This is a genomic window from Nocardia brasiliensis, from assembly GCF_011801125.1.
Classification (GTDB): domain Bacteria; phylum Actinomycetota; class Actinomycetes; order Mycobacteriales; family Mycobacteriaceae; genus Nocardia; species Nocardia brasiliensis_C.
Map to the genome: position 1 here is coordinate 7,506,771 of NZ_CP046171.1, position 20,233 is coordinate 7,527,003.

14 protein-coding genes are annotated in these 20,233 nt (G+C 68.3%); 7 read left to right on the top strand and 7 right to left on the bottom strand.

Annotated features, from left to right (window positions below):
• The first annotated feature begins 9 nt into the window (after positions 1 to 9).
• The 4 genes from F5X71_RS34335 to F5X71_RS34350 all read left to right on the top strand — a co-directional run bounded on the left by F5X71_RS34335 (position 10) and on the right by F5X71_RS34350 (position 5,123).
• Positions 10 to 1,119: a hypothetical protein gene (locus F5X71_RS34335; protein WP_238815616.1), complete on the top strand. Its 1,110-nt coding sequence runs from the start codon at positions 10 to 12 to the stop codon at positions 1,117 to 1,119.
• A gap of 165 nt (positions 1,120 to 1,284) precedes the next feature.
• On the top strand, positions 1,285 to 2,643 hold the full coding sequence (locus tag F5X71_RS34340) for a S1 family peptidase (protein ID WP_167465714.1): 1,359 nt from the start codon (positions 1,285 to 1,287) through the stop codon (positions 2,641 to 2,643).
• A 174-nt stretch (positions 2,644 to 2,817) separates the two neighbouring features.
• A complete protein-coding gene (locus F5X71_RS34345; protein WP_174817193.1) occupies positions 2,818 to 4,083 on the top strand; it encodes a S1 family peptidase in 1,266 nt (421 codons plus the stop codon).
• A gap of 140 nt (positions 4,084 to 4,223) precedes the next feature.
• Positions 4,224 to 5,123, top strand: coding sequence for an NRDE family protein (locus F5X71_RS34350; RefSeq protein ID WP_167465716.1), 900 nt, complete (start codon positions 4,224 to 4,226; stop codon positions 5,121 to 5,123).
• 59 nt (positions 5,124 to 5,182) lie between these two features.
• Here the strand turns inward: F5X71_RS34350 and F5X71_RS34355 are convergent, their stop codons facing one another.
• Positions 5,183 to 5,893 carry a hypothetical protein gene (locus tag F5X71_RS34355; RefSeq protein WP_167465717.1) on the bottom strand — a complete coding sequence of 237 codons (711 nt, stop codon included), beginning with the start codon at positions 5,891 to 5,893 and terminating at the stop codon, positions 5,183 to 5,185.
• Positions 5,894 to 6,348: 455 nt separating this feature from the next.
• On the opposite strand from F5X71_RS34355, the gene F5X71_RS34360 reads away from it, so the two are divergent.
• Positions 6,349 to 9,498 carry a (Fe-S)-binding protein gene (locus F5X71_RS34360; protein ID WP_167465718.1) on the top strand — a complete coding sequence of 1,050 codons (3,150 nt, stop codon included), beginning with the start codon at positions 6,349 to 6,351 and terminating at the stop codon, positions 9,496 to 9,498.
• A gap of 121 nt (positions 9,499 to 9,619) precedes the next feature.
• Here the strand turns inward: F5X71_RS34360 and F5X71_RS34365 are convergent, their stop codons facing one another.
• From F5X71_RS34365 to F5X71_RS34375, 3 genes are all read right to left on the bottom strand, one after another.
• Entirely contained in the window at positions 9,620 to 10,768 is a 1,149-nt protein-coding gene (locus F5X71_RS34365) for an acyl-CoA dehydrogenase family protein (protein WP_167465719.1), read from the bottom strand.
• A complete protein-coding gene (locus F5X71_RS34370) occupies positions 10,768 to 11,997 on the bottom strand; it encodes an acyl-CoA dehydrogenase family protein (protein ID WP_167465720.1) in 1,230 nt (409 codons plus the stop codon). Before F5X71_RS34370 ends, F5X71_RS34365 begins: the two co-directional genes overlap by 1 nt.
• Before the next feature lie 152 nt (positions 11,998 to 12,149).
• The gene (locus F5X71_RS34375; protein WP_167465721.1) at positions 12,150 to 12,683 is read right to left on the bottom strand and encodes a YdcF family protein; all 534 of its coding nucleotides are present in this window, start codon (positions 12,681 to 12,683) and stop codon (positions 12,150 to 12,152) included.
• Between the two features lie 134 nt (positions 12,684 to 12,817).
• On the opposite strand from F5X71_RS34375, the gene F5X71_RS34380 reads away from it, so the two are divergent.
• Together F5X71_RS34380 and F5X71_RS34385 are read left to right on the top strand one after the other, a co-directional pair.
• Positions 12,818 to 14,140, top strand: a complete 1,323-nt coding sequence (locus tag F5X71_RS34380) for a UDP-glucose dehydrogenase family protein (RefSeq protein ID WP_167465722.1) — start codon at positions 12,818 to 12,820, stop codon at positions 14,138 to 14,140.
• A gap of 183 nt (positions 14,141 to 14,323) precedes the next feature.
• Positions 14,324 to 15,589: an Hsp70 family protein gene (locus F5X71_RS34385; protein WP_167465723.1), complete on the top strand. Its 1,266-nt coding sequence runs from the start codon at positions 14,324 to 14,326 to the stop codon at positions 15,587 to 15,589.
• A gap of 46 nt (positions 15,590 to 15,635) precedes the next feature.
• Here the strand turns inward: F5X71_RS34385 and F5X71_RS34390 are convergent, their stop codons facing one another.
• The 3 genes from F5X71_RS34390 to F5X71_RS34400 all read right to left on the bottom strand — a co-directional run bounded on the left by F5X71_RS34390 (position 15,636) and on the right by F5X71_RS34400 (position 19,678).
• A complete protein-coding gene (locus F5X71_RS34390; protein WP_167465724.1) occupies positions 15,636 to 16,910 on the bottom strand; it encodes a YibE/F family protein in 1,275 nt (424 codons plus the stop codon).
• Between the two features lie 379 nt (positions 16,911 to 17,289).
• Entirely contained in the window at positions 17,290 to 18,537 is a 1,248-nt protein-coding gene (locus F5X71_RS34395) for a pyridoxal phosphate-dependent aminotransferase (RefSeq protein WP_167465725.1), read from the bottom strand.
• A 130-nt stretch (positions 18,538 to 18,667) separates the two neighbouring features.
• Positions 18,668 to 19,678, bottom strand: coding sequence for an XRE family transcriptional regulator (locus F5X71_RS34400; protein WP_238815617.1), 1,011 nt, complete (start codon positions 19,676 to 19,678; stop codon positions 18,668 to 18,670).
• Positions 19,679 to 20,233: the final 555 nt, after the last annotated feature.

Consider the following 20,233-nt stretch of genomic DNA (forward strand, 5'->3'; position numbering starts at 1 on the left):
GTATTGAGGATGGCCACAGGGGTGGGCCTGCGCGTCGCCGAGGACGAGTGCACGGCGGCGATCGTCACCGACAGCGGCGATGAACCGCTGCTCATCGTCCGGGACCCCGTCCTGTACATGTCCGACGACGGCGATGCCGCACTCGGCGAGGCGCCGCCGGACGGGAACGCGCACGCGATCACCGGCTTTGTGCGCGCGGTCGGCGATCCGGCCGGGCTCGCGGTCGACGACGGCGAGGCCTACCGCGCCGAGGACCTGGTCGCGACCGCGCTGTTCTGCCTGATCAACCTCACCGCCGAGCACCTCAACGGCGCCGCCGAGTTCTACGCGACGCATCCTGGTGACTGGCCGCGCGAATACATCCAGGCCCTGCGCGACGCGCTGGACTACCTCGGGCTGCGTTCGGTACTGCTGGTCAGCGAGGCCGACCTGCCCGGCGCGGGCGCCGTGGAACCGGGTGGCACCTACGCCTACGACGCCGCGCGCGCCGCGCTTGCCGCGGTGCTGTCCACCCCGGCGGGCGCCACGCCGCCCGACCCCACGCACGCCGAGAACTCGACGGTGGACACCGTGATCATTCCGGCGGTCCCCGCGTCCGAGGCGCAGCCGCAGGCGTATTCGGCGGCCATCCCGCTGGCCGAGCCGCTACCGACCGCCGATGCCGGGGAACCGCAGCCCGCGCCGGAACCGGAACAGCCGGCGCCGAAGAAGGACCGCAAGCAACTGCCGCTGCTGATCGGCGCCGCCGCGCTGATCGGGCTCGTGCTCGGCGGCTTCGCGGTGGCCGTGCTCTTCCGCGAGGAGACCGAGACACCGGTGCCGCCGCTGCGCGACAGCAAATCCGAGCAGGTGACGGTCACCCCGACCCCGCCCGCGCCGCCCGTCGTTTCCCCGACCGTGCCGTCCACCCCGCCGACCACCACCGAGGCGCCGGTGACCACGACGCCCCCGCCGGAGACGACTGAACCGCCGCCTCCGCCACCCCCGCCGCCGACCACCGAACCGCCGACCACAACGCCGACCCCGACGACGCGCCCGAGGCCGACGCGAACCTCGCCGTTCCCGCCGCTGCCGGAGATCCCGTCCATCCCCGGCCTGCAGATACCGGGCAGTCGGTGATTAGTAGAGCCCTTCCCTGGTTTGTGCCTTAAAGTGATGCGCTGACCGGTGTTGTCGGAGGAATTCCCACCACTCGGTCTGTTGCTGGAGGACGACTGTGAGCCAACGGATTCCAGGCCCGTTGCCGCGGATTTAGCTGGCACGTGCGTGCCACGAAGGGATTTCATGCGCAAGTTGGTGGCGCGCCGCGCCGCGGTCAAAGCTGTCGCTGTCGCTTCGACCGTTTTCCTCGCTTCCTTGCTGGGCACGACCACCGCAACGGCGGCGCCGGAGACACCGGCGCAGCTCACCGCCGACACGCTGCCGCCCGAACTTGTGCAGGCCATCGCACGCGACCTGAAGATGACCCCGACCGAATACCTGGACCGGGCCGCGCGCGCCCAGCAGCTGCGCGACTACGCCCGTGATTTCCGCTCCGAGCGTCCCGAGGCGTTCGCGGGCGCGTGGATCGGCACCGACGGCAAGCCCATCGTCGCGGTCACCTCGCTCGACGCCGCCAAGATCGCCTCCGCCGACGGCTACCAGACCCGGCTCGCCCCGGTCTCCGCCGACGGCCTGGAAGGCTCGCTGATGCAGCTGAACCAGTGGATCACCAGCCTGCCGCGCGAGATCTCGCAGGCGATCAACTCCGTCGCCATCGACTTCCTCAACAGCCAGCTGGTGCTCAACGTCGCCAACACCCCCGCGGGCCACGTGCTGAACCTGCCGACCCTGATCGCCAACATCAAGGTCATTCTCTCCCCCGGCAGCGGCGGTCCGGTCGAGCGCCGGCCGATGGGCGGCGACACCTACATCAGCGCCCCGATTCCGTTGACCGACGCCTCACTGAAGGGCGTCGACGTGTGCTCGTTCGGCTTCAACAGCGTCGACGCCGCGGGCAACGCGCTGAACATCAGTGCGGGACACTGCGATCCGAACGTCGACAAGGGCACCCAGGCGGCCACGGTCTACTTCCCCAACGTCAAGGACATCCCGGCCAGCCCCGAGCTCGGCACCTTCGTCCAGGCGAAGCTGGGCGGCCAGAGCGCGCTGGACTACTCGGTGATCAAGCTGAACGATCGCGCGGTCCGGGCGGGCATGGATCAGCCGACCGTGCGCGGCGCCAACGGCACCACGCTGCCGATCACCGGCACCGCCGATCCGATCACCGGCGCTCCGGTCTGCAAGACCGGGCAGTCGTCCACCTTCACCTGTGGCTTCGTGGTGGCCGACCGGGTCGAGACGCAGCTCTACACCGCGGAGGGCGAGAGCAAGACCGTGCGCGGCTTCGCCAGCTCGGCCTGCACCCTCGGCGGCGACAGCGGCGGCGCGATCGTGACCGGTACCCTCGCACTCGGCATCACCAGCGGCTCCAACGCGGCCGAGGCACCCAACTGCAACGAGGCCAACATCGCGCTGGCGCAGTACGGCGGCACGGCGAGCCTCGGCATCCCGATCCGGCCGATTCTGGCCGATATCGACGCCTCCGCGGCAGGCGGTGTCGGCAGCGGCATCACGGTGCGCACCCGGCCCGCCGTCGGGTGAGTCGGCGCGCGCGGGTGTGTTCATCGACATAGCGCGGGAATCGGCGCTATCGAACGAACCGGAGCCTCGTTATAAGTAGGCATAGCGGGCTCGAGCCCATATAGTCTGGGCATGCTCCTGCCACGTATAGGTCATCTCCGATCAGCTGCGCGACAGACCCGGGTCCGAAAAACAGTGATCGCCGCTTCGGCGGCGATACTGCTGTTCGGACCGACGGCGGCAGTAGCGTCTGCGCAACCCGATGCCGAGTCGAATCTGCCCGCCGAACTCGTCACCGCGATCGCCCGTGATCTGAAGATCTCGCCGGAGGAGTACCTGCACCGCGCCGACGTGGCCCAGCAGGTCGCCGCGTTCGCCACCACCGCCCAGCGGCAGTTCCCCGCCGTCTTCGGCGGCTCGTGGCTCGACGAGGGCGGCAAGGCGGTCGTGGCACTGGCGCAGGGGCCGGGTGCCGACGAGGCCCGAAAGGCCGCGGAGTCCGCCGGTTTCGAGGTGCGCAACGTGGCCAAGAGCGAGACCGAGCTGCGCGGTGAGAAGAGCGCGTTCGAGCGGTGGCTGGAGGGCCAGCCCGAGGCAGTCTCCTCGCTCGTGCGCGGCGTCGTGGTCGACACCATCAACAACAGCATCGCGGTGCGCGTCGACAAGATCGGCCTGCCGATGCCGAACTTCATCGACCCGGCCCGGGTCATCGTGATGGCCCCGCCGGTGGCCGGTGAGCAGACGACGCTGCCGCAGGCGGACGAGATCGCGGGCTCCGGCACCGGCGTGCTGGCAGGCGGCGACGGCTACGCCTCGGTCGCGGGCCGCACCTCGCTGCGCTGCTCGCTCGGCTTCAACGGCACCGACCGCGCCGGCAACATCGTGAATGTCACTGCGGGCCACTGCAACCCGGATCTCCCGTCGGCGGGCAACGACAACGCCGCGCGGATCCACGAGCTCAACGGCGACCGGCTCGGCACCGAGCTCGGCCGGTTCCAGAAGTCGGTGCTCGGCGAGCAGGACTACTCGATCGTGCGGATCGCCGACCAGTCCCGAGATCGCTTCGGCAACAACGAGGTGCGGGTGCCCGGCGCCGCGTCCATCCGGATCGAAGGCGTCGCGACCCCCGTCGTCGGCGCGCCGGTCTGCAAGTCCGGTTCGCGGACCGGCTTCAGCTGCGGCGTGGTGAACGCGGTCGACCAGACCGTGCAGGTGGGCGACCGCGAGCTCACCCAGGCCTTCTCGGCCAACATCTGCGCGCTGCCCGGCGACAGCGGCGGCCCGATCGTGACCGGCAGGCTCGCGCTCGGCATCTCCAGCGCGTCGTCGGTGGCCGACTACCCGATCTGCGAGATCCCCAACCTGATCGGCGCCCTCACCGGCAACGCACCGCAGCTGTTCGCGCAGCCGGTGCACGTGGTGCTCTCGGACAACCCCGGTCTGAAGCTGCACACGAGCTAGCTCGCCTCGACGGAAGGGCCGGTCGCGCGTTGCGCGGCCGGCCCTTCCGCTGTCTCCGGCGCCCGTCCACTGGCCTTGCCGCCCCCGTACGGCGGCAATTGCGATGCTGTGCCCGGCCGCGGTACGGCATTCTGGACCGCATGTGTTTGGTGTTGATCGGCTGGCGCGCCCATCCGGAGTATCGGCTGATCGTCGCGGCCAATCGGGACGAGTTCTACACCCGCCCGACCGAGTCCATGCGCTGGTGGCCCGAGCTGTCCGGCATGCTCGCGGGCCGCGACCTCGGCGCGAAGAACAGGGCGGCGGACGACCCGCCCGGCACCTGGCTCGGGCTCGGCGCCGCGGGCCGACAGGAGTCGTTGCACCGCCATCGATTCGCGACGGTGACCAACGTGCGCAATCCGAAAGACGAACGCGCCGATGCCCGTTCGCGCGGGGCGCTGCTGATGGACTTCCTACGCGGCGATTCGGCGCGCGGACCGCGCGGCGAACTCCCCGACCCGGAGAAGTACGTCCTGGACGTGGCGGCCGCGCCCGACGACTACAACGGCTACAACCTGGTGGTCTCGGACCTGGATTCGCTGTGGTGGCACTCGAATCGCAGCGCCGCGCCGCCGCTGGAACTGGCGCCGGGCTTCCACGGCCTCTCCAACGCCTCGTTCGTCAGTTCGGTAGGGCCGAACCCACAGGACACGGATTTGACCGCCCCACAGCCCATCTGGCCCAAAGTACGCGGGGGTGTAGCCGAACTGCGGGCCGTGGTGGAGTCCGAACCCGATGCGGTGTCGCGCTATTTCGAAGTACTGGCCGACCGCACCCGCGCCGTGGACGCCGATCTCCCTGACACCGGCGTGCCGAAACGCCTGGAGCGCAGGCTCTCGTCCCGATTCATCGCCGACGGCCTGCACGGCACCCGCGCGAGCACGGTGCTGCTGGTGCGCGAGGACGGTTCGTTCGAGGTCGCGGAGCGCACCTTCGGCCGGTTCGGGCGACCCAGGGGCACCGTGTCGTTCCGCGGCACGCTGGAATTGCCCGCCTGAAACAACGACTCGGCCCGCGCTCGAAAGGAGCGCGGGCCGAGTCGAAAGAACTGTGCGACCTACTTGGCCGGTTGCGGCTTGTCGGCCCACTTGGTGGTGCCGTCCGGCGCCTGGATGGTGTTGAGCAGCTCGACACCCGCGGCGACCAGGGTCGGGCCACCGACCGCGATGGTGCCGAGGATGCCGCCGACGCCCGCGCCGGTGAGCAGACCCGGGATGCAGCCGACCGGGAGCGTGACGACGCAGCCGATGATCGCGCCGATCGCCGTGCCGACGAAACCGCCGATGGCGGTGGCGATGCCGAAGTTGCTGGCGAACTCGTTCTGCGCGCGCTGGTTTTCGACCGGCGACGCGATCTCCTGCGCGACGACCGGCTTGGCGGCGACCGGCGTCGCCGAGACCACCAGGCCCTCGGGCTTCTGCGGCGTCACCTCCAGCACGGCGCCGTCGTGCTTCACCTCGGTCTTGACCGGGACCAGCTTGCCGTCCACGTCGACGTCCAGCGGGAACGAAACGAGGGTGTTGCCCTGACCGTCCTTGACGTTGGCGATGCTCATCTTCGGATCGTCAGCGGTTGCGCCCTCCTTCTCGGTGACCGAGAAGGTTCCCCCCTTCAGCGACGCGACGATCGTCTTGTCCACCAGCTTGACCGAGTAGTTGATGCCGGCGTCGGCCGGTGTGGCGACAGGCTCGGCATGCGCGGTCCCGAGACCGATGGTCATCGCGCCGATGACCAACGCGGCACCCGCGGTGGTTCTGCGGAGGTTCATTCAGTTTCCAATCCATCATCAGGTCGTCCACCGGCCGATCTACGTCACGCGAGAGCTCTTCATCAAATCCGGGCGGTCGCCCCGGATCCTCCCCGAGCAGAGCGGAGACGGGCACAGCAGACAGAACGTCGTGAGCGTAATCGAAGGCCCGCTCAGAAGCGAGATGCATTACGCGCCTTGCGGACTAAGCCTGGCCTTAGCGAGAGAGCCGATTCGCTAGACGTTTACGGTGGTGATCACCCGAACATGCAGTTGGATTGGCAAGTCTTTTGTGACGTTCGTCACAGGTAAATTTTGCGTCAAGCCCCAGGAAGATGGGGCATAGCTCAGATGCCGATCGTACGGTAGACAGTGGTTGTTACCGGTGGGTAACTTACCGCCGGTTAGGATACGAGCCAAACCGGGGCGGCCGAACTGCCCCCGCTCGTGTTGCCTCTCTAGAGAAAGGTCGCGACATGAATGCCCTGACAGTGACGCTGGGCACGATTGGGACGGCGCTCAGCCTATTGTGCTGGGCCTCGTTCGTCGGCGGCGTTCGAAACATCGCGCGCACCATCATGATCGGCCAGAGCGCGCCGGACCGCTGGCGACCGTTCTTCCCCCGCTTGAAGACGATGATCGTGGAGTTCCTGGCGCACACGCGCATGGTGAAGTTCCGCACCGTCGGCTGGGCGCACTGGCTGGTGATGATCGGCTTCCTGGCCGGGTTCATCCTCTTCTTCGAGGCATACGGGCAGACCTTCGACCCCGAATTCCACTGGCCGATCATCGGCGACTGGGCGATCTACCACCTCGCCGACGAGATCCTCGGCATCGGCACCGTGATCGGCATCGTGGTGCTGATCGCGATCCGCCAGCTCAACCACCCGCGCCTGCCCGAACGGCTCTCGCGCTTCAGCGGATCGCGGTTCGGCCCCGCGTACATCATCGAGATCATCGTGCTCATCGAAGGCCTCGGCATGGTGCTGGTGAAGGCGGGCAAGATCGCCGTCTACGGCCACTCCAACCCGTGGACCGACTTCTTCACCATGCAGGTCGCCAAGCTGCTGCCCGCCAACGCGACCATGGTGGCGCTGTTCGCGTTCGTGAAGCTGATGTCCGGCAGCACCTTCCTGTTCCTGGTCGGCCGCAACCTCAACTGGGGCGTGGCGTGGCACCGCTTCTCGGCGTTCCCGAACATCTACTTCAAGCGCGAGGACGACGGCGGTGTCGCGCTCGGCGCGGTCAAGCCGATGATGTCCAAGGGGCAGCCGATCGACATGGAAACCGCCGACCCGGACAACGACACGTTCGGCGCGGGCCGGATCGAGGACTTCTCCTGGAAGGGCTGGCTCGACTTCACCACCTGCACCGAGTGCGGCCGCTGCCAGTCGCAGTGCCCGGCCTGGAACACCGGTAAGCCGTTGTCGCCCAAGCTGCTGATCATGTCGCTGCGCGACCACGGGTACGCCAAGGCGCCGTACCTGCTGGCCGGTGGCCGCAAGGACATGGGCGGCGACGAGGTCGGCCTGGTCGACGCCGAGGGCGCGCCCGACGAGGCCGCGCTGGCGAAGATCTCCGACGCGGCCAAGGCCGAGGCCGAGCGCCCGCTGGTCGGCGACCTCGAGGCCAACGGCATCATCGACCCCGAGGTGCTGTGGTCGTGCACCACCTGTGGCGCGTGCGTCGAGCAGTGCCCGGTGGACATCGAGCACGTCGACCACATCATCGACATGCGTCGCTACCAGGTGCTCATCGAGTCGGAGTTCCCGTCCGAGCTCGCCGGGCTGTTCAAGAACCTGGAGAACAAGGGCAACCCGTGGGGCCAGAACGCCAAGGACCGGCTCAACTGGATCAATGAACTCGACTTCCAGATCCCGGTCTTCGGCCAGGACGCGGACAGCTTCGACGGCTACGACTACCTGTTCTGGGTCGGTTGCGCGGGCGCCTACGAGGACCGGGCGAAGAAGACCACCAAGGCGGTCGCCGAGCTGCTCGCCACCGCGGGCGTGAAATTCATGGTGCTCGGCGCCGACGAGACCTGCACCGGCGACTCGGCGCGGCGCGCGGGCAACGAGTTCCTGTTCCAGCAGCTGGCCGCGCAGAACATCGAACTGCTCAACTCGGTGTTCGAAGGCGTCGAGCAGCAGAAGAAAAAGATCGTCGTCACCTGTGCGCACTGCTTCAACGCGCTCAACAACGAATACCCGCAGGTCGGTGGCAGCTACGAGGTGGTGCACCACACCCAGTTGCTCAACCGCCTGGTGCGGCAGAAGCAGCTCATCCCGGTCGCCTCGGTGTCGCAGAACGTCACCTACCACGACCCCTGCTACCTGGGCAGGCACAACAAGGTCTACAACGCCCCGCGCGAGCTGATGGAAGCCTCCGGTTCCACGCTGGTCGAAATGCCGCGCCACGGCGAACGTTCCATGTGCTGTGGTGCCGGTGGCGCGCGCATGTGGATGGAAGAGCAGCTCGGCAAGCGGATCAACGTCGACCGGGTGGACGAGGGTCTGAACACCCTCACCGGCGCCGGCGGCGCGACCCCGGGCAAGATCGCGACCGGCTGCCCGTTCTGCCGCGTCATGCTGACCGACGGCGTCACCGCGCGGCAGGAGAAGGGTGCGGGCGAAGGGGTCGAGGTCGTCGACGTCGCCCAGCTCATGCTCGACGCCATCGACCGGGTCGAGCCGGCCGAGCTCACCGCGAACCTCACCGTCGTCCAGGAGCCGAAAGCGCCCGCCGCGCAAGAGGTGGCCGAGCCGGAACCCGAGCCGCAGCAGCAGGCGCCCGCGGCCAAGGCCGCGCCGACCGGCGGCGGACTCGCGATGAAGGGCCCGGCGAAAAAGCCGGGTGGCCTGGGCATGAAGGGCGCGGCCAAGGCGCCCGGCGCCAAAGCCGACGAGCCCGCGGCCGACGCGGCACCGCCCGTCAAGGGTCTCGCCATGAAGGGCCCGGCCAAGAAGCCGGGTGGCCTGGGCATGAAGGGCGCGGCCAAGGCGCCCGGCGCGAAAGCCGAACCCGCCGAGGCGGACTCGGCCACCGAGACGACCGCCCCGCCGGTCAAGGGCCTCGCCATGAAGGGCCCGGCGAAGAAGCCGGGTGGGCTCGGCATGAAGGGCGCGGCCAAGGCGCCGGGCGCGAAGGCGGCACCCGCCGCCGAAGCCGCCCCCGCCACCCCGGACACCGAACCCGCGGCCGCACCGCCGCCCGCGCCGAAGCCGGTCAAGGGACTCGGGATGAAGGGTGCGGCCAAGGCCCCCGGTGCCAAGGCGCCGGGTGCGAAGGCACCGGCCGCTCCGGCGGTCGAAAGCCCGTCCACTCCGGAAACGCCCGCCGCCGAACCGGTTTCGAAATCCACCGAAACCAAGCCGACCATCCCCGCCAAGGGTTTGGCCATGAAGTCCGGCTTCAAGCGTCCCGGTCCCAAGGCCCCCGGCACCCCCGCGACCCCGGCCGAACCGGAAGCCCCGGCCGGGCCCACGCCGACCACCGAGGAAGCCACCCCGGAGTCGACTGAGCCGGCCAACGGCGCCAACGGCACCAGCGAAGCCGCACCCCCCACCGCCAAACCCGGCGGCCTCGGCTTCAAGTCCGGCGCCAAGGCACCGGGCCGCAAGAACTGAACAAACCTGAATAAAGCAGCCGACCCGAGTCCGATGTTGGACTCGGGTCGGTTGCTATTGCCATCCTTAGCCGAGATCGGAGCCGCCGACGCGAACCCTCGGGTCGGCATGCGCGATCGGTTCAGGGGTGAGTGAGGGTGGCGTAGCGGGTCAGGTGGTGTTCGGGGGTGCCGTATTCGTGTTGGGCGGCGGTGAGGCGTTTGAAGTAGTGGCCGATGGCGAGTTCCTCGGTCATGCCCATGGCGCCGTGCAGTTGGACGGCGTTCTGGCCGATGAAGCGGGCCGCGCGGGCGACGGTGACCTTGGCGGCGGCGACGGCGCGGGCGCGGGCCGCGGGTTCGGCGGAGAGCGAGTAGATCGCGAGGTAGGTGGCGGCGATGGCCTGCTCGAGCTCCATGTACATGTCGACCATGCGGTGTTGCAGCACCTGGAAGCCGCCGATCGGCTGCCCGAACTGCTTGCGCTGCTTGGTGTATTCGACGGTGTCGGCGAACACGGTGCGCAGGCAGCCGACGGTCTCGGCGGCGACGGCGGCGACGGCGGTGTCGACGGTGGGTTCGATCGCCACCCAGGCGGTCCCTTCGATGCCGAGCAACGCCTCGGCAGGCACGCGGAAGGCGGTGAAGGTGAGGTCGGCGGCGACACGGTCGTCGATGGTGCGATACGGGTGCACCTCGACACCGGCGGGCGGGTTGTCGGCGTCGAAATCGACGCAGAACAGCGAGATGCCACGCTGATCGCGCCGCTCACCCCCGGTGCGCGCGGTGATCAGCAGATGCGTGGCCAGCGGCGCGCTGGTCACCACAGTCTTCGCCCCGTCGAGCACCCACGCGGCACCGTCCTGCCGTGCCGTGGTGCTGACGTCGTGCAGGGTCTGCCCCGAGGTCGGCTCCAGCGCGGCGAAGGCCGTGCGCGCCTCGCCCGCCACGATCTGGCGCAGCACCGCGTCGGCCCGCTCCCCACCAGAACGGTCCAGCAGTCCGGCGCCGACGACGACGGTGTCCACGAACGGCTCGACCACCAGCGCGCGACCGAGTTCCTCGGCGATGACCATCATTTCGACCGGTCCGCCGCCCATCCCGTCGACCCGCTCGGGCAGGATCGCGCCGAGGATGCCGAGTTCCTCGGCGAAGGCGCGCCATACCGCAGGCTGCCAGCCGGGCCCGGATTTGACCGCCCCTCGGCTCTTTTCCAGGTCGTAACGCGCGCCGAGGAAGCCGGCCAGGGCGGTGCGGAGCAGTTCCTGCTCGTCGGTGAGTGTGAAGTCCATCAGAGCCCCAATGCTGCTTTGGCGAGGATGTTTCGCTGAATCTCGTTGCTGCCCGCGTAGATCGAGCCTGCCCGATCGTTGAAGTAGCGCAGTGGCGCGACGGCCTGCCAAGGCGTGCCGCTGTGGTAGCCGTCGGCGGGCGGGGTGAACTCGGCGATCGGGCCGCCAGGTTTGGTGGCGTGCGGTTGATAGACCCGGGCGCGCGGACCCGCCGCGGTCAACGCCAATTCGGTCAGCTCCTGGCTCAGCTCGGTCGCCAGAATCTTCAACATTGAGGAGGCCGGGCCCGGATTCTTGCCGCGCGCCATCGCCGAAATCGTGCGGTACTCCAGTATTTCGAGCACCTCGGCGCGAATTCGCGCCTGCGCCAACCGGGCCGAGAAGGCCGGATCGTCGATCAGCGGATTACCGTCCGGCCCAGGCTGCGTCACCGCTTCGACCGCGATCTCCTGGGCCATGGCCTGGAGATACGGCGCCATGGCGCCGCCGCGCTCGTGCACGAGCAGGTACTTGGCGACGGTCCAGCCGTCGTCGATCTGCCCGAGCACATTGGTTTTCGGCACTCGCACGTTGTCGAAGAAGACCTGATTCTGCACCTGTTCACCGGAGGTCATCACCAGCGGGCGGATCTCGATGCCGGGCGAGGTCATGTCGATCAGCAGGAAGGTGATGCCCTGCTGCTTCTTTCCCGACCGCGACGTACGCACCAGGCAGAAGATCCAATTCGCCTCGGTCGCATGGGTGGTCCAGATCTTGCTGCCGGTGCAGACGAGGTCGTCGCCGTCGGCTACCGCGGCCATCGTCAACGCGGCGAGATCGGATCCCGCCTCCGGCTCGGAATAGCCCTGGCAGAAGAAGACTTCCCCGGTCAGGATGCGCGGCAGGAAGTACGCCTTCTGCTCCTCGGTGCCGTAGGCGATGATCGCGTGCGCCACCATCTTGATCCCCATCGGCGAGAGCGCGGGCGCGCCCGCCAACGTCGATTCCCGCGCGAAGATGTAGTGCTGGGTCAGGCTCCACGCGCACCCGCCGTATTCGACGGGCCAGGCGGGCGCCGCCCAGCCGCGCGCGTGCAGGATCTGCTGCCACCGCATGCTGGCCTCGTGGTCGGGGTAGACGCTCGTCGCCAGCCGCCCGGCCTGCCGCAGTCGCGGTGTCAGCTCGGCGTCGAGAAACTCCCGCACCTCGTCCCGAAATGCCAGATCGGCCGCTGACCAGTCGAATTCCATCAGCCCTCCCGGAGGGTGTGTGCACAAGTGCGTCGCCATCGGCCGGAGCCGAAACGAGACAGGACCTACGTATGTGTCCCGCCACTGTAGCAAACTGACGTCACCTGCCAGCAATTAAAGGGCGACCCCGGGCGCTACCGACAAAACCCCAGCTAGACGTCGCAATCCTCGAAGAAGGCGCGCACGTAGCCCGCCGATTGGTAGGCGTAGTCCCAAGCCCAGCGCCCGACGGAGAGCTCGGGCGCGGGGTCGACGAAAAGGAGTTCCCCGGACCAGCACTTGCCGAGGATGTAGCGCGCCCGCGAGATATGCGGGGTGAAGGTGACGACGATGACGCGTCGCCACTCACCCGCCCGCGCCAGCCGAGCCAGGTACCGGCCCTCGCCGCGGGTGGTGCGGGGCGCGGGATCGAAGCAGATGACCTCGAAACTGTAGCCGCCGTGGCAGATTCGGTTGATCAGGGCGCTGTGCTCGTACGGATTCGAGACCAGGACCCTTGGCGCGAAGCCTTCGCGCGCCAGGCGCAGCGCGAGTTGTTCGCGGCCGTCGTGCGCCCCGCCGAGGACGAGAATCGCATCGGCGGGAACCGGGACATCGGTGCGCGGGCGGACATAGACCGGCCACAGCGCCGCCACCACAGAAACGACGACGACCAGGGCGAGCACAGCCAACCGCAAGCGTCGCATCCCGCCGATGCTAGCGGTGTCATCGCAGGTCAGAGCGGCCAACCCGATCGATGTCGCCACATGTACACCTACCGTTGCCATGACCCTTGCCTCGGTGACGCGGTGTGGCCATCGGGGACCCCTATCAATCGATCATGCGATGCACAGTCTTCGGAACCGGGTACCTCGGGGCCACCCATGCGGCGTGCATGGCCGAACTCGGGCACGACGTCATCGGCGTCGACGTCGACCCGGGCAAGGTCGCCAAACTCTCCGATGGCGTGGTGCCGTTCTACGAGCCCGGCCTCGAGCAGGTGCTGCGGCGCAACCTCGACGCGGGACGGTTGCGTTTCACCACGTCCTACGCCGAGGCCGCCGCGCACGCGGACGTGCATTTCCTCGGGGTCGGCACGCCACAGAAGAAGGGCGAGTACGCCGCGGACCTGAAATACGTGCACGCCGTGGTGGATACGCTCGCCCCGATGCTGGAGCGCCCCTCGGTGATCATCGGCAAGTCGACGGTGCCGGTCGGCACCGCGACCGCGCTCGGCGCACGGGCGCGCGGGCTCGCATCGACCGAGGTCGAGGTGGCGTGGAACCCCGAGTTCCTGCGCGAAGGCTTCGCGGTACAGGACACGCTGCGCCCGGATCGCCTTGTGCTCGGCGTTGATCGGGAGCGCGATGCCGCGGCCTGGGTGGAGCAGCAGGTACGCGAGGTGTACGCGGATCTGATCGCGGCCGAGGTACCGTTCCTGCGCACCGACCTGGCCACCGCGGAGCTGGTCAAGGTCTCGGCCAACGCCTTTCTCGCGACCAAGATCTCGTTCATCAACGCGGTCTCCGAGGTGTGCGAGGCCACCGGCGCCGACGTGACCATGCTGGCCGACGCGCTGGGCTACGACGCGCGCATCGGGCGCCGGTTCCTCAATGCCGGACTGGGTTTCGGCGGCGGCTGCCTGCCGAAGGACATTCGCGCGTTCATGGCCCGCTCCGGCGAGCTCGGCGCCGACCACGCGGTGGCCTTCCTGCGTGAGGTCGACAACATCAACATGCGCCGCCGCACCAAGGTGGTGGACATGGCCGCACGCGCCTGCGGCGGTTCGCTGCTCGGCGCGAACGTGGCCGTGCTCGGCGCCGCGTTCAAGCCCGAATCCGACGACGTGCGCGACTCACCGGCGCTGAATGTGGCCGGCATGATCCAGCTGCACGGCGCGGTGGTGACCGTGTATGACCCGAAGGCACTGGAGAATTCGCGCCGGGTGTTCCCGACCCTCAACTACGCCACCTCGGTCGCGGAGGCGTGCGAACGTGCCGATGTAGTCTTGGTGCTCACCGAATGGGACGAGTTCACCTCTTTGCGTCCGGCCGATCTGGATCGAGTGGTGCGATCCCGGTCGATCATCGACGGAAGGAACTGTCTCAATCGAGCCATTTGGCGAGAAGCCGGATGGGTGTACGCCGGACTGGGTACCCCGTAGAGTTGCGTCGCGAAGGCGTGGTCCGCGGCGGGACGCATGGTCCTGCCGTATGCACAGACGCTCGCCGACGGTATGGTCCGGGGAGCGGGCCTTCGCGCTGGCTCGCATGTCGTGAAGTGTGAACGAGATGGGCAGCTGATGAGTTCGGTACTGGGAGTTTCGGTGGGGGCCGGCGCTGTCCGTATGGCGCGACCACACACCGCGAACCCCCACGGGCACGTCGAGCCGCATTCGTTCGATCTGCAGACCGTTCCGGTCGCGGGTCAGACGGTCGAGGAGCTGGCCGCCGAGGCCATCGGCGTCACGCTGGAGACCACGCCCGGCATCACCGCCACCGCGATCGCCTACCGCAGCGAACAGCACGCCCGCGCGGTGCGCGCGGCCATGGCCCGCCAGCAGCTGACCAATTACGAACTCGTCCCCGAGGTGGTCGCCGCGCTGGAATTCGCGCAGTCCACCGGCGATATCCGCGGCATCTCCTCGCTGGTCGTCTACGACCTCGGCAGCTCGGGCCTTTCGGTGAGCGTGGTCGACACCCAGACCCGTGAGATCCGCTACAGCGAGCGCACCAGCGATATCAGCGGCGACTACCTCGACTCGCTGATCCGCGAGCAGCAGATCGCCTCCGGCCGGATCGCGCATCCGCCGGACGCCGCGGGCCTGGCCGCACTGGACGGGCTGTGCCGCGAAGCCAAGGAACAACTATCCATCAACACCGCGGTCGCGCTGCCGAGCGAGCAGGGCCTGGTGTTGCTGGCACAGGAGAACTTCGAGTCGCTGATCATGCTGGCGATCGAATCGTCGGCGCGGATGGCGCGCGATGTGATCACCCGCTCCGACCGCCCCGTGCACGGGGTGCTCGCGATCGGTGGCTGCGCCCGGATCCCGCTGGTGGCCAAGGTACTCGAGCGCTGGATGGGTGTGCCGGTGATCGTGCCGGAGAGCCCGGAGACCGCGGTGGCCCGCGGCGCCGCCCTGCTGGCCAGGCCGGTGCACGCCGAGGCGGCCGCGGCGGGCGGCGCGGTCCTCGATGACGAACTCTCCCCCGCCTGGCTGTCCGCACCGCCGAAGAAGCGCGGCAAGCGCGAGATCAGCGGCGCGGTGCTGACCGTAAGCGCGCTCGCGGTGGTCGCCGCGATCGGACTCGGCCTCGGCTACGGCCCCCAAGTGCTGCAACGTGATTCGCACAGCGAGGGTTCGCCGACCGTGCCGACGACCACCTCGCCGCGCACCACAACGCTCGATCCGCAGATCGCCGTCGCCCCCGCGACACCGTCGGAGACACCCGCCGAATCCGTGGCCGCCCCGCCACCGCGGCGCGCCACCACCGAGGCGCCGCCGCCGCCGGCGCCGGGCCCCAACACCATTGTCCTGCCGGGAATTCCGCCGATCGTGGTGCCCACGATCCCGCCCGAGGTCTTCCCCTTCCCGCCGCCACCGCCGCGCTAGGTTCTATCGCATAGGTCCGGCCGGGACCGACAGAGAGCCCGGTCGCTCAGTTACGCGCGTGCCGGGCCCGACGCGGCGGCTCGGCAGGCTCGTGGCTGCCGAACGGACGCGCGAGCATGACCGCGATCGCGGTGGTCAGCGGGACGGAAAGGGCCAGCGCGATGCCGCCGACGGACGAGCGGGCGATCTCGATGGCCACCGCGTCACCGGTCAGCACATCGCGGATGGACCGGCCCGCGACGCTGAACAGCAGCAACAGCGGCAACGCGCCACCGGCGTAGGCGAGCACCAGCGTGTACACCGTGCTGGCGATGTGGTCGCGCCCGACGCGCATCGCCGCCGTGAACACCTCCCGCCGCGACGCCCCCTTGTCGATCGCGGCCAATTCGAAGGCGGCCGAGGCCTGGGTGATGGTGACGTCGTTCAGCACGCCGAGCGAGCCGATGATGAACCCGGCCAGCAGCAACCCGGTGATACTGACATGCTCGATATAGGTGGCGACGTTGGTGTTCTGCTCCTCGGAAAGACCGGTGAGATTGGTCATCTTGATGGCCACCCAGGACAGCACCGCGGCGACGATCATCGAGGTCAGTGTCCCGAGCAGGGCCGAGCTGGTACGCAGGTTCACCCCGTGCGCCAGGTAGAGCACCGCGTAGAGGATGAGCGCGCCCGCGACCAGCGCGACGGGGATGGCCGGCTTGCCGTCCAGCAGTGCGGGCAGCATGAACAGCACCAGCACCGCGAACGCGAACACCAGACCGAGCAGCGCGCGCAGGCCCCGCCAGCGCGCCACCGCCACGATCACCACGACGAAGGCGACGACGATCAGGGTCAGCGGCAGTCCGCGCGCGTAGTCCTCGAACGAGTACATCGGCGTGCCGCTCGGGTCGGTCTGGCGGACCAGCCGCAGCTCGTCCCCCGCGTGCAGGTCGGGTTGGCCGGGGCCGGGGGCGATTTCGAGGAGCGTGCGGTTGCCCTTGTGCGGGCCCGACTCGATGTCGATCAGGCTGCGCTGACAGGTGTAGGAGGTGTTGCGCGGGGCGTCGGGCTTCTCGACGAACACCTTGCCGATCGAGGAACTGCCGCACGGGCCGATGTCCTGCAGCACCACCGTGCCCGCCTCGGTCTGCACCGCGCCGCCGCCCGCGTTCTGCATCGGCAGCGGGATGTCGATGTGCTGTTTGCTCGGCCAGAGCAGAACGGCGCCTGCCAGCACCACGACGCCGATGACAGTGAGCAATCCGACGACCACGCGTGCGGCGGTGTCGCCGATCGCGATCGGACCGGAGTGATCGTGATGATGGTGGTGGTGATCGGTCACGCGCAGAGCTTAAAGGATTTCATTTTCAAGTTGTGACCGGAAACAGTGCTCAGGCGTTGCCCCGCGTCCAGGCGAGAGCAAGCGGGGTTTGCCGAGGCGATGCGGAGTGAGAGTTCGGGAGGGGGCGGCGGAGAGCAGGGGGATGTCTCCGCCGCCCACAGGGCCGGCGGCCCAGGGGGGTAGGCGGCCGGAACCCGAGACCGAGTTAACCCAGGGGGGTAGGCAACCCGGTCGGGCACTCGAAAGTGCCGATTCCCACTGTACACAAAAGTACTTCGTTTGCGCTAGGGAAGTCTCCAAACCTCGCTTGTATCCATACATTCGGTATGTTTAGCGGCCGAAACCAGGGCGCTACCGTTGCCGAAGTGTGGCGGGCAAGCTACTGGCGATAGCTGGACAGGAAGTTGCCGAAGCGCTCGATGGCGACCGCGAGGTCCCTGGCCCACGGCAGCGTCACGATGCGCAGATGGTCGTGATCGGGCCAGTTGAAGCCGGTCCCCTGCACCATCAGGATCTTCTCCTGCAGCAGCAGATCCAGGATGAGCTTCGAATCATCATGGATCTCATACACATTCGGGTCCAGGCGGGGGAACGCGTACAGCGCGCCCTTCGGCTTCACGCAGGACACCCCGGGAATCATGTTCAGCCGCTCCCACGCGACGTCGCGCTGCTCCAGCAGCCGCCCGCCGGGCAGGATCAGATCCTCGATGCTCTGATGGCCGCCGAGCGCCACCTGAATCGCATGCTGCGCAGGCACATTCGGGCACAGCCGGGACGAGGCGAGCAGGTCGATGCCCTCCAGGAAACCGGCCGCGTGGTCCTTGGGGCCGGTGATCGCCAGCCAGCCGGAGCGGTACCCCGCCACCCGGTAGGCCTTGGACAGCCCGTTGAACGTCAAGCACAGCAGATCCGGCGCGACCGAGGCCAGCGAGATGTGCTTGGCGTCGTCGTAGAGGATCTTGTCGTAGATCTCGTCGGCGAGCAGCAGCAATTGATGTTTGCGCGCTATATCGGCGAGCTGTTGCAGCACTTCCGCGGAATACACCGCACCCGTCGGGTTATTCGGATTGATCACCAGCAGCGCCTTGGTCTTGGCGGTGATCTTCGATTCGATATCGGCGATGTCGGGCTGCCAGCCGCTGGACTCGTCGCACAGGTAGTGCACCGGGGTGCCACCGGCCAGGCTGGTCATCGCGGTCCACAGCGGATAGTCCGGCGCCGGGATGAGCACCTCGTCACCGTTGTCCAGCAGCGCCTGCATGGTGATGGTGATCAGCTCGGAGACGCCGTTGCCGAGGTAGACGTCGTCCACGTCCAGCTCGGGGAAGCCGGGCACCAGCTCGTAGCGGGTCACCACGGCACGACGGGCCGAGGTGATGCCCTTGGATTCGGAGTAGCCCTGGGCGTACGGCAGCGCCGCGATGATGTCGCGCATGATCACGTCGGGCGCCTCGAAACCGAACGGCGCCGGGTTGCCGATGTTGAGCTTGAGGATGCGATGGCCCTCCGCCTCCAGCCGTGCCGCCTGCGCGTGTACCGGTCCACGAATCTCGTAGACGACGTTCTGCAGTTTCGTCGACTGCTCGAGTACGCGCGGTGGGCGGTGCGGTAGCTGACTGGGGCTCACCGTCCCATGGTGCCATGGCTCGCAAACACTTAACCGGAGTCGGCCCAGCAGGCATCGCCGACGCCGGGACGAGCCGTCGGCCACAGCCGCGACCTGGCCCGATACCCACCGGAACGGAGCGTGTTCGAGATCACGGCGCCGGGTTGCCGGGAGGTATCCCCTTCGCCGCCGTGGTACCGCAGAACTCCTCGATGCGCTCGTCCAGGATCCGGGCGCCGACCGCGTCGCGGAAGTCCGGACCCGCGATCCGCCTGCGCACCCCGGTCAGCCGCTCCTCCAGCTGGGCGATCCGCTTGTCCTCGGACAGGCCGAGCACCGGGTGCAGCGCCTCGGCCGCCCCGTCGAGGCTGCCGTTGATCAGGTGCGCGGCCGCGCAGTCGACCCTGGCCAGCGATTCGGCGCCGTAGGAGCGCTGCTCGGACGGCCCGTTCGAATACAACTCGATGGCGCGCTGGGTGGCCGCCAGCGCGGGCGTCGCCTGGCCCAGATGGATGTAGGTGGCACCCGCGTAGTACTGGGCCTTCGCGTCGTTGAACCCGAACACACCGCCGACCTCGTCGTGCAGCGTATCGGTCTCGGTGACCTCTCGCGCGTCGTCGGCGGCCCGGATGCAGCGATCCGCGTCGGCCGAATTACCAAGGCGCGACCAAATTCTGGCTTCGATATTGAGCAATCGCACCTTCGCCGTCGCGGATTCGGCGAACTCCTGGCCGCTCTGCGCCAGCAGCACACCGCGCCGCGGCCGCTCGGACCAATATTCGATGAGCGCGTGCATGCCCCGGGTCCAGGCCCGTAATCCGTTGTGGCCGCACAATTCCGAATAGGCCCACGCGGCTCTGATCTGTTCGCCCGCCGCGTCGTAATAACCCAAATCGGTGCTCGCGTTGGCGAGCAGACCCGAAAGGGTGCCCGCCAACAGGTACAGATGGCTGGTGTCGGCGGGTCGCTGATGACCCTCCAACAGCCGGTACACCCGGCGTCGCACCCGCAGCATCTCCACCATCATCGGCACCGGGGGCACGTGCACATAATCGTTCGCGATGCGTGTGACATCGGCGTCGAGCTGGTCCAACGTGGTCGCACCCACGTTCGTGCTCTCGGCCCGGCCGGCGTGCTCGCTGGCCTCATGGGCAGCCGCCATGATGAGATCCCTCTCCGAAATCGCTGCTAACGCATCCCCTCTCATCGCACCGGCGTCTATGAGAGCCAACAGGTCCGCGTCGCTCGAATAGTGGGCGCGCGCCGAGGCCTCGGCGGGCGCATCGAATCCGGGCGCGGTCGGTCGATCCGCCAACGGCTGATCGATCATTGCCGCAAATCTTGCCCGCACAACGTCGTCGGACCTGGCCAGGGACGTATCGAGCGCGGCTTGGTTGATCGGACGTGGGTGCACCCGGACGCCGCCGGCCTCCCACTTCGAGACCAGGCGTTCATGCACCCCGAGATGAGCCGCGAACTGCCTGATGCTCATCCTTTTGGCATCGCGAAGGGCACGGGCCTCTTTACCTGACCATTGCCGGACCACGATGTCATCCCTTCCGAACGAACTCTTTCCCAGGGTACGAGGGGTTCGTTGGCACGGCTACATACGAAACAGAGCTGGTACCAGAGGCAGCGGAAAGGCAGCAGAAAGTGGGCGTGCGGGCGATACCGAAACGGGGGTGCTACCTGGAACCTGGAGGCGGGAGGCAAGGAG

What these genes read in the sequence shown, in the direction of transcription:
- F5X71_RS34375 (WP_167465721.1), bottom strand. Translation starts at nt 12,683, where the DNA reads ATGCGACGCTTGCGGTTGGCTGTGCTCGCCCTGGTCGTCGTCGTTTCT.
- F5X71_RS34385 (WP_167465723.1), top strand. Translation starts at nt 14,324, where the DNA reads ATGGCGCGACCACACACCGCGAACCCCCACGGGCACGTCGAGCCGCAT.
- F5X71_RS34400 (WP_238815617.1), bottom strand. Translation starts at nt 19,678, where the DNA reads ATGGCGGCTGCCCATGAGGCCAGCGAGCACGCCGGCCGGGCCGAGAGC.
- F5X71_RS34380 (WP_167465722.1), top strand. Translation starts at nt 12,818, where the DNA reads ATGCGATGCACAGTCTTCGGAACCGGGTACCTCGGGGCCACCCATGCG.
- F5X71_RS34355 (WP_167465717.1), bottom strand. Translation starts at nt 5,893, where the DNA reads ATGAACCTCCGCAGAACCACCGCGGGTGCCGCGTTGGTCATCGGCGCG.
- F5X71_RS34350 (WP_167465716.1), top strand. Translation starts at nt 4,224, where the DNA reads ATGTGTTTGGTGTTGATCGGCTGGCGCGCCCATCCGGAGTATCGGCTG.
- F5X71_RS34370 (WP_167465720.1), bottom strand. Translation starts at nt 11,997, where the DNA reads ATGGAATTCGACTGGTCAGCGGCCGATCTGGCATTTCGGGACGAGGTG.
- F5X71_RS34360 (WP_167465718.1), top strand. Translation starts at nt 6,349, where the DNA reads ATGAATGCCCTGACAGTGACGCTGGGCACGATTGGGACGGCGCTCAGC.
- F5X71_RS34365 (WP_167465719.1), bottom strand. Translation starts at nt 10,768, where the DNA reads ATGGACTTCACACTCACCGACGAGCAGGAACTGCTCCGCACCGCCCTG.
- F5X71_RS34340 (WP_167465714.1), top strand. Translation starts at nt 1,285, where the DNA reads ATGCGCAAGTTGGTGGCGCGCCGCGCCGCGGTCAAAGCTGTCGCTGTC.
- F5X71_RS34335 (WP_238815616.1), top strand. Translation starts at nt 10, where the DNA reads ATGGCCACAGGGGTGGGCCTGCGCGTCGCCGAGGACGAGTGCACGGCG.